The sequence below is a fragment of the Streptococcus agalactiae genome (genome assembly GCF_949788565.1).
GTDB lineage: Bacteria > Bacillota > Bacilli > Lactobacillales > Streptococcaceae > Streptococcus > Streptococcus agalactiae.
The window spans coordinates 657,872-669,926 of the sequence record NZ_OX460931.1; the positions used below are offsets into that span (position 1 = coordinate 657,872).

At 35.0% G+C, this 12,055-nt stretch carries 12 protein-coding genes, 1 pseudogene and 1 riboswitch; of the genes and pseudogenes, 8 read left to right on the plus strand and 5 right to left on the minus strand.

The window, feature by feature from the left end; genetic code table 11:
• Window positions 1-39: 39 nt before the first annotated feature.
• A complete protein-coding gene (locus QOR44_RS03555; protein WP_001073014.1) occupies window positions 40-1,380 on the minus strand; it encodes an Nramp family divalent metal transporter in 1,341 nt (446 codons plus the stop codon).
• Window positions 1,381-1,799: 419 nt separating this feature from the next.
• Window positions 1,800-1,914: riboswitch (FMN riboswitch) on the plus strand.
• A gap of 193 nt (window positions 1,915-2,107) precedes the next feature.
• On the opposite strand from QOR44_RS03555, the pseudogene ribD reads away from it, so the two are divergent.
• From ribD to ribH, 4 genes and pseudogenes are all read left to right on the plus strand, one after another.
• Window positions 2,108-3,038, plus strand: a pseudogene (gene ribD, locus QOR44_RS03560) (bifunctional diaminohydroxyphosphoribosylaminopyrimidine deaminase/5-amino-6-(5-phosphoribosylamino)uracil reductase RibD).
• Complete coding sequence (locus QOR44_RS03565; protein WP_016480625.1) at window positions 3,019-3,669, plus strand: riboflavin synthase; 651 nt, start codon at window positions 3,019-3,021, stop codon at window positions 3,667-3,669. Before ribD ends, QOR44_RS03565 begins: the two are co-directional and overlap by 20 nt.
• A 17-nt stretch (window positions 3,670-3,686) precedes the next feature.
• Window positions 3,687-4,880, plus strand: coding sequence for a bifunctional 3,4-dihydroxy-2-butanone-4-phosphate synthase/GTP cyclohydrolase II (locus tag QOR44_RS03570; RefSeq protein WP_000885818.1), 1,194 nt, complete (start codon window positions 3,687-3,689; stop codon window positions 4,878-4,880).
• A gap of 14 nt (window positions 4,881-4,894) precedes the next feature.
• On the plus strand, window positions 4,895-5,365 hold the full coding sequence (gene ribH, locus QOR44_RS03575; RefSeq protein WP_000152414.1) for a 6,7-dimethyl-8-ribityllumazine synthase: 471 nt from the start codon (window positions 4,895-4,897) through the stop codon (window positions 5,363-5,365).
• 74 nt (window positions 5,366-5,439) lie between these two features.
• Here the strand turns inward: ribH and lysS are convergent, their stop codons facing one another.
• Entirely contained in the window at window positions 5,440-6,930 is a 1,491-nt protein-coding gene (lysS, locus tag QOR44_RS03580; protein ID WP_000070708.1) for a lysine--tRNA ligase, read from the minus strand.
• Window positions 6,931-7,104: 174 nt separating this feature from the next.
• On the opposite strand from lysS, the gene QOR44_RS03585 reads away from it, so the two are divergent.
• On the plus strand, window positions 7,105-8,007 hold the full coding sequence (locus QOR44_RS03585) for an HAD family hydrolase (protein WP_000633102.1): 903 nt from the start codon (window positions 7,105-7,107) through the stop codon (window positions 8,005-8,007).
• Window positions 8,008-8,042: 35 nt separating this feature from the next.
• Here QOR44_RS03585 and QOR44_RS03590 read toward each other — a convergent pair whose 3' ends face one another.
• Together QOR44_RS03590 and QOR44_RS03595 are read right to left on the minus strand one after the other, a co-directional pair.
• Window positions 8,043-8,684: a histidine phosphatase family protein gene (locus QOR44_RS03590; protein ID WP_000675283.1), complete on the minus strand. Its 642-nt coding sequence runs from the start codon at window positions 8,682-8,684 to the stop codon at window positions 8,043-8,045.
• A 21-nt stretch (window positions 8,685-8,705) separates the two neighbouring features.
• Window positions 8,706-9,179 carry an aminoacyl-tRNA deacylase gene (locus tag QOR44_RS03595; RefSeq protein WP_000038843.1) on the minus strand — a complete coding sequence of 158 codons (474 nt, stop codon included), beginning with the start codon at window positions 9,177-9,179 and terminating at the stop codon, window positions 8,706-8,708.
• A gap of 294 nt (window positions 9,180-9,473) precedes the next feature.
• Here QOR44_RS03595 and QOR44_RS03600 point away from each other — a divergent pair, with 294 nt between their 5' ends.
• Entirely contained in the window at window positions 9,474-10,091 is a 618-nt protein-coding gene (locus QOR44_RS03600) for an SDR family oxidoreductase (protein ID WP_000404302.1), read from the plus strand.
• A 32-nt stretch (window positions 10,092-10,123) separates the two neighbouring features.
• On the opposite strand, the gene QOR44_RS03605 is transcribed toward QOR44_RS03600, so the two are convergent.
• Window positions 10,124-10,972 (minus strand): glycoside hydrolase family 25 protein, encoded by an 849-nt coding sequence (locus QOR44_RS03605; protein WP_001254338.1) that lies wholly within the window; start codon window positions 10,970-10,972, stop codon window positions 10,124-10,126.
• Window positions 10,973-11,128: 156 nt separating this feature from the next.
• Between QOR44_RS03605 and QOR44_RS03610 the strand changes: the two genes are divergently transcribed.
• Complete coding sequence (locus QOR44_RS03610; RefSeq protein ID WP_000594802.1) at window positions 11,129-11,653, plus strand: ECF transporter S component; 525 nt, start codon at window positions 11,129-11,131, stop codon at window positions 11,651-11,653.
• The gene (locus QOR44_RS03615; protein WP_000759944.1) at window positions 11,637-12,026 is read left to right on the plus strand and encodes a DUF4430 domain-containing protein; all 390 of its coding nucleotides are present in this window, start codon (window positions 11,637-11,639) and stop codon (window positions 12,024-12,026) included. The genes QOR44_RS03610 and QOR44_RS03615 overlap by 17 nt, the downstream gene beginning before the upstream one ends.
• The last annotated feature ends 29 nt before the right edge of the window (window positions 12,027-12,055 follow it).

Below are 12,055 nucleotides of genomic sequence, written 5' to 3' on the forward strand. Positions count from 1 at the left end.
TAGAGGTTCAGTTCATTAGTGGGGCTTTTTTGTATTGTATTAAAGTAAATCCATGATTAATTTCAAATTGAGTAATGTTAAAATGATGGCGACAAGGTATGCTAAATAGGTATTCCATTTAGCATTAGCATGCTCTCCCATAATTGATTTTTGCGACGTGAAATAAATCAATGGAAAGATTGAAAATGGTAAAGCTAAGGAAAGAAAAACTTGTGAATAGACGATTAGCTGATCTAACGTATTTTCTTCGCCTCCAACTAGTAGGGCGATAACAAAAATTGGAAGAAGAGTTAATAATCTAGTACAAAGCCTTATTAACCATTGAGGTAATTTGAAGTGAAGGAAACCTTCCATAACGATTTGTCCTGTTAAAGTACCTGTAATCGTTGAATTTTGACCACTTGCTAGTAGGGCAACTGCAAAAAGGGTAGAAAGGAAAGAACTGGCTACTGCACCAGTAATAGTTTTATCAGATAAGGCAAGATACATTTGAGAAAAGGCACTGATATCATTAGCATGCCCATAAAATAGACTAGCTCCTAAGACTAATAGTAGCGAATTCACGACAAATGCAAGTGATAGCTGAATGTTAGAATCTAAGGTCATGAAACGTACAGCTTTTTTTATTGAAGATTTATTATGATAATCCACGCGTCTAGTCTGAGATAAAGAAGAATGTAAATAAAGATTATGTGGCATGACTGTTGCGCCGATAATGCCAAGAGCGAGGGTTAAAGGACTATTTTTTCCTTCATGTGATATGTTAAAAAGCTCATGGTGTGGTAAAAATCCTTTGAACATAGCATCTAAATCAGGTTGTGATAAAACAACTAAATATGTAAAGATTATCAAAATTGTCAATATGAGAACAGAAACAAAGGCTTCAATTTTTTGGACGCCTAACTTCATTAAGAGTAAAAGTAAGAATACATCCAAAATAGTAATCATGATAGACAGTAACAAGGGCCAGCCAAATAATAAGTGAAGAGCAATGGCAGAGCCAATGACTTCTGCTAAATCAGTAGCGATAAGGGCTAACTCAATGATAATAAATAGCAGGTAACGAAGCGGTTTTGGGAGTCGAGAAGCTGTTGCTTGTGCTAAGTCCTGTCGTGTAACAATACCAAGCTTGCCAGCCATTTGTTGTAATTGCATCGCCATCAAAGAAGATACTAAAACAACAAACAATAGTAAGTAACGATAGGTAGCTCCACCAATAACGCTAGTAATCCAGTTACCTGGATCCATATAACCAACTGCAACCAAAGCTCCAGGTCCAAGAAAAGCTCTTAAAGTGTTCCAAAAAGAGCTATTGTGAGGAACCTCAACGCTCTGATTAACTTCGGATAAGGATCTTTTGACGGAATGATTTTGATTCATGTAATACTATACTTTCTAGTAATCTCAAGCCATTATAACAAATAGAAAATAGAAAAACAATTAAAAATTAACGCTACTTAATAATCGATTGAGGTGCTGTTTAGTATTAGAGAACTATTTTCTTAACAGTTACATTTGAAATAACAAAATAACAGATTTCTATCGATTATTTTTAGTTCCGTAGATTTACCTAAGTTATTTAAGTGGAGTAAACTATATCTGTAGTGAATTTTTTAAGAAATATAATCCAATAATACTATCGATTCTTGTTTGATTAGTTCGAAAGATTGCTTTATGGTATAGATATACTGTCTTGTAAAGATAAGAATAGATGAGCTACTTAATTATTATTTTATAATAAAAAACACATTATTTTTATTGACAAATAAAAATGAGTTTAGTAAAATAACTGTCAAATAGAATTTCTTCGGGGTCAGGTGAAAATCCTAACCGGCGGTATAGTCCGCGAGCTTTCGAGCATGAACTGGTGTGATTCCAGTACCGACAGTAAAGTCTGGATGAGAGAAGAATTCAGTGATTGTCTGCTACTTGCAGTTTATTTGTGCTGGATTAATGAGAGACTCCCTATAGTTTTCTATAGGGAGTCTTTAGTTTTTTTGTGCTACCTAAAATATAATGCTAATTAGTATAATCAACGACTTCTCATCCCTCCCCTTAGTTTTCTATTTTAGAAGCTAAGGGTTTTTATTTTAGAAGGAAAAAGGAAATGATGAAAAAAGAAGACTACATGGCATTAGCCTTGAAAGAGGCTGAGAAAGGTATGGGGTTCGTTGCTCCCAACCCATTAGTAGGTGCTGTTATTGTTAAAGATGATCGTATAATTTCCAAAGGTTATCATAAACGATTTGGAGATTTACATGCGGAAAGACAGGCTATTAAAAATGCTGATGAGGATATCTCTGGAAGTACTCTGTACGTGACTTTAGAACCATGCTGTCATGTGGGTAAGCAACCACCTTGTACTGAAGCTCTTATTAAATCTGGTATCAAAAAAGTAGTAGTTGGAAGTTTAGATCCAAATCCTTTAGTTTCAGGAAAAGGGATTGCCTTGTTAAGAAAAGAAGGTTTAAATGTTGAAGTTGGTATCTTAAGAGAAAAATGCGATGCTCTGAATGAAAGATTTATTTTTCACATGACCTATAAGCAGCCTTTTGTTTATTTGAAATATGCTATGACTTTAGATGGGAAGATAGCTACAAAGACGGGCGATTCTAAGTGGATATCAAATGAGCGCTAAAACAATACCAACATGGATTGCAACATGTTCAGATAATCTTGCTCAGCAACAAACATTAAAAGAAATGGGTTGCCGTTTGATTAAGGTCCCAAGAAAAGATGGAAAGCTGGATTTGAAAGTATTAATGACTATTTTAGGACAAGAAGGGATTGATAGCCTTCTTATTGAAGGAGGAAGTAGTTTACATTTTTCAGCTTTAGAAGCTGGTATTGTTAACAGACTAATTGTTTTTATTGCACCCAAAATAATAGGAGGTCTGAAAGCAAAAACAGCTATTTCTGGAGAAGGCTTGGATTGGCTTAACCAAGCTTTCAGAGTAAAAGATATTGAACTTAGTCGTATGGATTCTGATGTTGTTATTGAAGGAAAGGTAGAACATTATGTTTACAGGAATTATTGAGGAAATGGGTCAAGTCAGTCGTATTCGGAATGGCATAAAGTCCCAACAATTAAGTATTGATGCTCCCAAACTAGTCCCTTTATTAAGAAAAGGGGATAGCGTAGCTGTTAATGGTGTTTGTTTGACGGTTCTTGACAAAAGTGAAAAAGCTTTTATGGCAGACGTCATGCCAGAAAGTATGATGCGAACAAGTTTAGCTGCTTTACGACTTCATTCTAAAGTTAACTTAGAATTAGCACTCAGAAGTGACTCAAGGCTAGGGGGGCATTTTGTTCTTGGACATGTAGATGGGGTTGGAAAAATAGAAAAAATCCAAAAAGATGATATTGCTGTTAGATTTTCAATTGATGCTCCGCCCAGTATTATGTCTTATATTATAGAGAAAGGTTCGGTGGCTCTAGATGGGATTAGCCTAACGGTGGTATCATTTACAGAGCATTCTTTTGAAGTTTCGGTCATTCCCCACACGATGGCTCAAACTAATCTATCCTTAAAAAAGGTTGGGGATTTATTAAATATCGAAGTGGATGTTTTAGGCAAATATGCTGAGAAATTTTTAGCACCGACTAATAGAACTAATCACACTTCATCGGTAATGGATTGGTCTTTTTTATCAGAAAATGGCTACTAAGAGAGAGGAGAAAGCTAATGGCCTTTAGTCCAATAAAAAAACTTTTACAAGACATCAAATCAGGGAAAATGGTAGTTTTGATGGATGACGAAAATAGAGAGAATGAAGGGGACCTTATTTGTGCGGCTGAAATGGTGACAAAAGAGTCGATTAATTTTATGGCTAAATTTGGGAAAGGATTAATTTGCTTACCTCTGTCTAATTACTATGCTGAAAAGTTAGAATTAGCTCAAATGGCTAGCCATAATACTGATAATCATGAAACAGCTTTTACCATATCCATTGATCATCTATCAACTAGTACTGGGATTTCTGCGGAAGATAGAGCTTTGACAGCTAAGATGGTTGCTAACGATAGTAGCAAAGCTAAAGACTTTAGACGTCCTGGGCACTTATTTCCCTTGTTAGCCAAGGAAGGAGGTGTTTTAGCTAGAAATGGACATACTGAAGCAACCGTTGACCTATGTCGTTTAGCTGGATTAAAGGAATGTGGACTTTGTTGTGAAATAATGGCTGAAGATGGTAGTATGATGAGAAAGGATGAGTTATTAGCATTTGCTCAAAAGCACGATTTAGCTATCGCTACCATAAAACAATTGCAAGACTATAGACGTCAAGAAGAGGGAGGGGTGGTTAGAGAAATTGAGATTCAGCTACCAACGCAATTCGGTCATTTTACGGCTTATGGATATAGCGAAGTTGTGGCAAATAAGGAACATGTTGCCCTTGTTAAAGGGGATATTAGTAGTGGTGAAGATGTTTTATGTCGTTTACACTCAGAATGTTTGACAGGTGATGTCTTTCATTCCTTGAGATGTGATTGTGGGGAACAACTGGCTAATGCCCTCCAACAAATAGAGGCTGAAGGTCGTGGCGTCCTTCTTTATATGAGACAGGAAGGTCGAGGAATTGGTTTGATTAATAAGTTAAAAGCTTATCATTTGCAAGAAGAAGGCTTAGATACTTTAGAAGCTAATTTGGCTTTAGGTTTTGAAGGAGATGAGAGAGACTATGGAGTTAGTGCTCAACTTTTAAAAGATTTAGGTATAAATTCTATAAACTTACTAACCAATAATCCAGATAAAATCCAACAACTTGAAGCAGAAGGAATTTGCGTCAAAAACAGAGTGCCATTACAGGTGGCAGCAACAGCTTATGACCTTAATTATTTAAAAACTAAAAAAGAAAAAATGGGACATCTTTTAGATTAAAGGAGGAAGAAAAAATGACAATTATTGAAGGACAATTAGTGGCAAACGAAATGAAAATAGGAATCGTAGTCTCACGTTTCAATGAATTGATTACATCTAAATTATTATCAGGAGCAGTAGATGGACTGTTGAGACATGGTGTTTCAGAAGAAGATATAGATATTGTATGGGTACCCGGTGCTTTTGAAATCCCCTATATGGCTAGAAAAATGGCATTATATAAAGATTATGATGCTATTATCTGTCTTGGGGTAGTCATTAAAGGCAGCACTGATCATTATGATTATGTTTGTAATGAGGTGACAAAAGGTATTGGTCATTTAAATAGCCAGTCAGATATCCCTCATATCTTTGGTGTTCTAACAACGGATAATATCGAACAAGCTATTGAGAGGGCAGGAACAAAAGCAGGAAATAAAGGTTATGATTGTGCTCTTTCGGCTATTGAAATGGTGAACCTTGATAAAAAATTGCGTGAGCGATAAATCAGAAACCTAACAAAGTTCAGTAGAGGTAATATTAAAACCCACCTTAAATAAGGATGGGTTTTAATATATTCTTATTTCATTGTAGGGAAAAGTAGGACGTCTCGGATAGTTGTTGTATCAGTTAACAGCATACAGAGACGGTCGATACCAATACCTAGTCCACCAGTAGGTGGCATACCATATTCAAGTGCTTCAACATAATCGTAATCAACTCCAGTTGCTTCATCATCGCCAAGTTCTTTAGCAGATGCTTGTGCTTCAAAGCGAGATAGCTGATCAATTGGGTCATTTAATTCTGTAAAAGCATTAGCGTATTCTTTAGTCATGATAAAGAGTTCGAAACGGTCTGTAAAACGAGGGTCTGTATCATTTTTCTTAGCAAGTGGAGACACTTCGACTGGATGACCAAAGACAAAAGTTGGTTGAATTAAAGTGTCTTCAACAAATTCTTCGAAGAAGGCATTAATGATGTGACCAACTGTTGTGAAATGTTTTTCAAGAGGAACATTTTTTTCTTGTGCCAAAGCTTGTGCTTCTTCAAGAGTCATTTCTTTCCAGAAGTCAATACCAGTGATTTCTTTAACCGCATCAACCATATGAACACGTTTGAATGGTTCATTAATTTTAATTTCTGTGCCTTGATAATTGATTGGTCCATCACCTTTTACAGTTTTTGTAACATGCTGGATAATACCTTCTGTCAAGTCCATAATATCCTGGTAGTCAGCATAGGCTTGGTAGGCTTCAATAGATGTGAACTCTGGATTGTGGGTTGCATCCATCCCTTCATTACGGAAAATACGTCCGATTTCATAAACACGCTCCATACCACCTACAATGAGACGTTTTAGATGCAATTCAGTTGCGATACGAAGAACCATGTCAATGTCTTGTGCGTTGTGGTGTGTGATAAATGGGCGAGCAGAAGCACCACCAGCTTCATTATGGAGAACAGGTGTTTCAACCTCTAAGAAACCATTGCTATCCATAAAGCGACGAATTTCTGAAATGATTTTTGAGCGAGTTACAAAACGGTCAAAGCTGTCACGATTTGAGATTAAATCAAGATGACGTTTACGATAGATTGTTTCAATATCAGTTAGGCCGTGGAATTTTTCAGGAAGTGGACGGAGTGCTTTTGAAAGGTGAGTAATATGAGTAGCCTTGATAGAAAGTTCTCCCATATCTGTACGCATTACTTGCCCTTCAACACCAAGGAAGTCACCTAAATCAGCTTTTTTAAAGATTTCGTAGTTTTCTTCGCCAACAGAATCTTTACGGACATAAATTTGAATTTGACCTTCGCGATCTTGGATATGCGCAAAGCCAACTTTCCCCTTACCGCGCTTAGTCATTAAACGACCAGCGATTGTAGCAGTTTCTTCAATGTCGTGCAAGTCTTCTTTTGATTTGTCAGCGTATTTTTCATTTAATTGACCAGATGTTGCTGTACGTTCAAATCGTTTACCAAAAGGGTCAATGCCTTGTTCAGTCAAAGCAGCCATTTTTTCACGACGAACAATCTGTTGGTCATTTAATTCTTCAATATGTTGGTTAGACATAATTTCCTCCAAGTTAGTATTCATCCTATTGTACCACAAAAACACTGATAATTCATAATTTATTTTATGAGTTTCTGGTGTTATTCTCATTTTTAATAGACTTTTCACCATTTGAAAATAAGGGTAGAAAAAGGTATAATTAACAATTGAAAATTCAGAAAGAAAAGGATAATCATGATTACTTCAATTGTTTTTGATGTTGATGATACGATTTACGATCAACAAGCACCTTACCGTATTGCTGTGGAGAAATGCTTTCCTGATTTTGATATGAGCGCTATTAACCAAGCTTATATTCGATTTCGTCATTATTCAGATATTGGCTTTCCACGAGTAATGGCTGGTGAATGGACAACAGAATATTTTCGTTTCTGGCGATGCAAAGAAACGCTTTTAGAGTTTGGTTATCGTGAAATTGACGAAGCTACTGGTATTTATTTTCAAGAAATATACGAACATGAACTTGAAAATATTACAATGCTTGATGAGATGCGTATGACACTTGACTTTTTGAAATCAAAAAATGTACCAATGGGAATTATTACAAATGGTCCTACGGAACATCAATTGAAAAAAGTAAAAAAATTGGGACTTTACGACTATGTTGATCCAAAACGTGTTATAGTTAGTCAAGCAACTGGTTTTCAAAAGCCTGAAAAGGAGATTTTTAATTTAGCAGCAGAGCAATTTGATATGAACCCTTCAACTACACTTTATGTGGGTGATTCATATGATAATGATATTATGGGTGCATTTAATGGTGGTTGGCATTCTATGTGGTTCAACCATAGAGGACGTTCTTTAAAACCGGGAATTAAACCAGTTTATGATGTTGCTATTGATAACTTTGAGCAATTATTCGGTGCTGTTAAAGTGTTGTTTGACTTACCTGATAATAAATTTATTTTTGATATCAACGATAAAAGTAATCCAGTCCTTGAAATGGGACTTAATAATGGTTTAATGATGGCAGCAGAGCGTCTGCTTGAGAGTAATATGAGCGTTGATAAAGTTGTTATTTTATTGCGCCTAACTGCAAAACAAGAAAAAGTATTACGCATGAAGTATGCTAGATAATTAAATAATCCACTAGATGAATCTAGTGGATTATTTTAGTGTGTCATTTTGACCTCTTGCCTTAAATAAGATTTATCGTTCCAAATCAGACAGTTGAAGTCTTTAAAATCATGAGTTTCTATGATTGTGAGGCTGGCATTATCAAGTTTATCTTTGTAGTGTAAACTACCATATTGATAACCCAGTAAGGAACGAATAGACGCAGTTAGGTTTGCTCCATGTCCTACAATAAGGACCTTGTCGTAATTTTTTGAAGCTAGAGAACGTAAGAAACTCTCTACACGATGCGTTGTCTGATAAAGAGATTCTGCACCGAACATGTCATGTTTAAATTGTAAGGGATTTTGATAAAATGCGGTCATTTGACGAGGATAGATAGCTTGCATAGTTGCAATTTTACAACCTTCTAAAGTTCCCAATGCCCATTCACGAAGTTGAGGAGTATAGTGGATTTCTTTTGGGCATGAATTAGCATCATTGAGGATATTAACAGTATCTCTAGCACGACCTAAGTCGCTAGAATAAACAGCATCAAAATGAATAGATGATAGGTATTGTCCAAGTTCTTCTAATTCTTCAATAGCTTCTTCAAGGAGAGGTGAGTCTCCGTTAGCTCCTTGGAAACGCCCCTCTAAATTCCATTGTGTTTTTCCGTGTCTAACAAGATAAAATTTCATATTTTTCTCCAATCCTAATTATTATTCCTTTATATCGGCAAATTTAGCATTTACGAAATCTGCAAGAACCTCACTATTAATACGAATAGAACGTCCAATTTCTCCTGCAGAGACAATGAGTTCTTGTTTTTCTAAAGCGATAGTATCGATAAAAATAGGGTAATTATGTTTTTGGCGAATTCCAATTGGATTATTTGCTCCGTGAATATAACCTGTTATTTTCTGGAGATCTTTTTGAGGTATCATTTGTACCTTTTTGTTTCCTGAAATCTTAGCTAATTTTTTTTCGGATAAATGCTCGGTGAGAGGTAAGATACCTATTATGGGACCGGTTTTATCACCGATTAGCGCTAATGTCTTAAAGATATCTTGTTTTTGAATACCGTTGGGTAAATCTCCCTGTAAAGCATCCAATTGTAGACTATCATGTTCGATTTTTGCTTTATCTAAAATTTGATCAACTAAAGTTTTTTTGATTTTATTCTTTTTACTCATAATGACCCTTAACTAATAAGTTTGTTTCATATTTATTATAACATTTAAAGATGATTATAGTAAATTTCTACTGACTCTTAGAAATAAGCTTGAATACCATTTCAGGGAATAATGATAATAAATATCGCAACAGTACTATTTGGAATGTTAAATTAGAAGTTTTATAAATAGCTAAATATGAAGTGTCCTGATGTAATGACTTGAAATCATACCGTGATCAGGTATTAAACGATTACTTTGACAAGGCATATAAAAATTTCTATACTAAATTTACAAAATGAAGGAGAGGGAACTATGGAAATACTGATTGCAGGTGGTAGTGGTTTTTTAGGAAAGCAGATAATAAAAGCAGCGCTTACAAAAGGGCATAAGGTGGCTTACTTATCAAGACATGAAGGTAAAGGTGATATATTTAAGGATCCTAGATTAACCTACATTAAGGGAGATATTACAGAAGCTGATAAGATTCATTTAGAAGACAGAACTTTTGATATATTAATTGACTGTATTGGAGCGATTAAGCCCAATCAACTAGATGAGCTTAACGTTAAAGCAACCCAAAAAGCAGTAGCACTCTGTCACAAAAATCAAATACCAAAGTTAGTTTACATTTCAGCCAACAGCGGCTATTCAGCTTACATTAGAAGTAAAAGGAAGGTAGAGCAGATAATCAAAGCAAGCGGTCTGGATTATCTTTTTGTAAGACCAGGTTTGATGTATGGTGAAGAGCGACCTCTCTCGATTTTCCAAGCCAAGTGTATAAAGTTACTTAGTCATCTGCCTTTCTTAGGTATTGTTGTACAAAAGGTCTTTCCAACTAAGGTTGTGATAGTGGCAGAAGCAATCGTTACTACGCTTTGGAAAAAACCAACTCAAAAAATCCTTTCTATTGAAGAATTAAATAATAAATAGTTTATCAAAAAAGCTACTGTTAACAGTAGCTTTTAATCTTTTACTTTTCCAAAAAGTTTCTCATAAGTTTTCTTCTTGTCTTTATTAACTGCAATTTGATTTAAATCAAGCGGTTGATTGAATCCTGGTAGATAACCTTGAGAGGTGTATTGGTGTAAATCGTATTTAAGTTCAGTTTGCGGAGCTGCTTCATAGTATCCAGAATCGCTACCATAAGTTGGAATCCAAACAGCGTCAAATCCTTTTACAGAGATCCCTTGCTCAGTCATAAAGTAAGTACCGATGTAGATACCAACATTTTTAGCACCAAGTCTTTTTAATTCTTTTCGGAATGCTTGGACACCTTTATTCATGTTAGACATTGTCTCCTCTTCTACGTCAATCCAATAAAAAGTTGGTTTGTAAGGAGCTGCATTCTTATAAAATATCTGAGCCTCTTCTTTCATTTCTTTAACACTTGAACCAAGTGCATAACTGTAGACAGCTACTGGGATATTTCGCTTTTGAAATTCTTTGATATGGGTCTTAAACGATTTATCGATTCCAGTTGTATAAGCAGCGTTATTAGTCTTAGATATCTTTGATCCACCAAAGACACGAATAACAACACCTGAAATATTTTTTGAAAGCGTATCGTAATCAATCTCCTTAGGAAGTTGCCAACCAGAGACATCGATAATCGGTTTAAGAACAAACTCTTTATCTTTCGATGATGTTGATTTTTGCGGTACTTTTGAAGCTTTTACGGATGGAATTGTCTTTTTAGCTTCAACTAATTCTTTTTTCAAAGTATTTGTCGAATGTAAATGACCAATAATTAATAAAAGTCCAAATAAACTGAAAAAAACCGCAACAACAATAGGTTTAATTCTTCTTCTCATTATTGATATTGTAACTTAAAAGGTTTAAAAAATCAAAGTTTACAGGCTTATTTACGTTCTTTTAAAAAAAGAGGTCGTTTATGTAACATTAGAAATGAAATTGTAATAAAAAAGACTTTTAAGCGGCAGTCATAGTTTTGAGGTATAATTAAAGATATGATAAAGAATTCAACTTTAACTAAATTGACTAGAGTCGCTATATTATCTGCTTTGTGTGTTGTGTTGAGATATGCTTTTGCACCTCTGCCTAACATTCAGCCAATTACTGCCATTTTTTTGATTACAGTTGTCTTATTCGATTTAAAAGAAGGTGTAGCTACTGTAACTATAACAATGCTAGTTTCTTCTTTTTTAATGGACTTTGGGCCATGGGTCTTTTTGCAAATCATTTCCTTCACTTTAATTTTATGCTTGTGGAAATTTCTGATATATCCGCTGACAAAAGCTGTATGTTTTGGTAAAATAACGGAGGTAGTACTTCAAACTTTCTTTGCAGGAGGGTTAGGGGTTGTTTATGGCGTCATTATTGATACCTGTTTTGCTTGGTTATATCATATGCCTTGGTGGACTTATGTATTAGCAGGACTTAGTTTTAATATGGCACACGCTTTATCAACTTGTTTATTTTATCCTCTTTTGTTACCGATTTTAAGGAGATTTAGGAATGAAAAAATACATTAAATTATTCTTGCTAACAGTATTCGCTACAACTTTAGTAGCTTGCGGGCAACCATCTACATCGAATAAGACAACAACTAGCTCAACGTTAGAAGTTGGTAAGGTTGAATTGGTGGTTAAAGAAGATACGAACGTGTTAAGTGAAAAGGTTGTTTACCATAAAGGTGACACTGTTTTGGATGTGCTTAAAGCTAACTATAAAGTTAAAGAAAAAGATGGTTTCATTACTTCAATTGATGGCATCAGCCAAGATGAAACCAAAGGGCTTTATTGGATGTTCAAGGTCAATAATAAATTAGCTCCTAAGGCAGCAAACCAAATTAAAGTTAAAAAGAATGACAAAATTGAATTTTATCAGGAAGTTTACAAAAAATAAGATAAAAACAAGTTGGAGATATCTCCAAC

What these genes read in the sequence shown, in the direction of transcription:
- QOR44_RS03555 (WP_001073014.1), bottom strand. Translation starts at nt 1,380, where the DNA reads ATGAATCAAAATCATTCCGTCAAAAGATCCTTATCCGAAGTTAATCAG.
- QOR44_RS03615 (WP_000759944.1), top strand. Translation starts at nt 11,637, where the DNA reads ATGAAAAAATACATTAAATTATTCTTGCTAACAGTATTCGCTACAACT.
- QOR44_RS03570 (WP_000885818.1), top strand. Translation starts at nt 3,687, where the DNA reads ATGGCCTTTAGTCCAATAAAAAAACTTTTACAAGACATCAAATCAGGG.
- QOR44_RS03605 (WP_001254338.1), bottom strand. Translation starts at nt 10,972, where the DNA reads ATGAGAAGAAGAATTAAACCTATTGTTGTTGCGGTTTTTTTCAGTTTA.
- QOR44_RS03600 (WP_000404302.1), top strand. Translation starts at nt 9,474, where the DNA reads ATGGAAATACTGATTGCAGGTGGTAGTGGTTTTTTAGGAAAGCAGATA.
- QOR44_RS03590 (WP_000675283.1), bottom strand. Translation starts at nt 8,684, where the DNA reads ATGAAATTTTATCTTGTTAGACACGGAAAAACACAATGGAATTTAGAG.
- QOR44_RS03595 (WP_000038843.1), bottom strand. Translation starts at nt 9,179, where the DNA reads ATGAGTAAAAAGAATAAAATCAAAAAAACTTTAGTTGATCAAATTTTA.
- QOR44_RS03610 (WP_000594802.1), top strand. Translation starts at nt 11,129, where the DNA reads ATGATAAAGAATTCAACTTTAACTAAATTGACTAGAGTCGCTATATTA.
- ribH (WP_000152414.1), top strand. Translation starts at nt 4,895, where the DNA reads ATGACAATTATTGAAGGACAATTAGTGGCAAACGAAATGAAAATAGGA.
- QOR44_RS03585 (WP_000633102.1), top strand. Translation starts at nt 7,105, where the DNA reads ATGATTACTTCAATTGTTTTTGATGTTGATGATACGATTTACGATCAA.
- lysS (WP_000070708.1), bottom strand. Translation starts at nt 6,930, where the DNA reads ATGTCTAACCAACATATTGAAGAATTAAATGACCAACAGATTGTTCGT.
- QOR44_RS03565 (WP_016480625.1), top strand. Translation starts at nt 3,019, where the DNA reads ATGTTTACAGGAATTATTGAGGAAATGGGTCAAGTCAGTCGTATTCGG.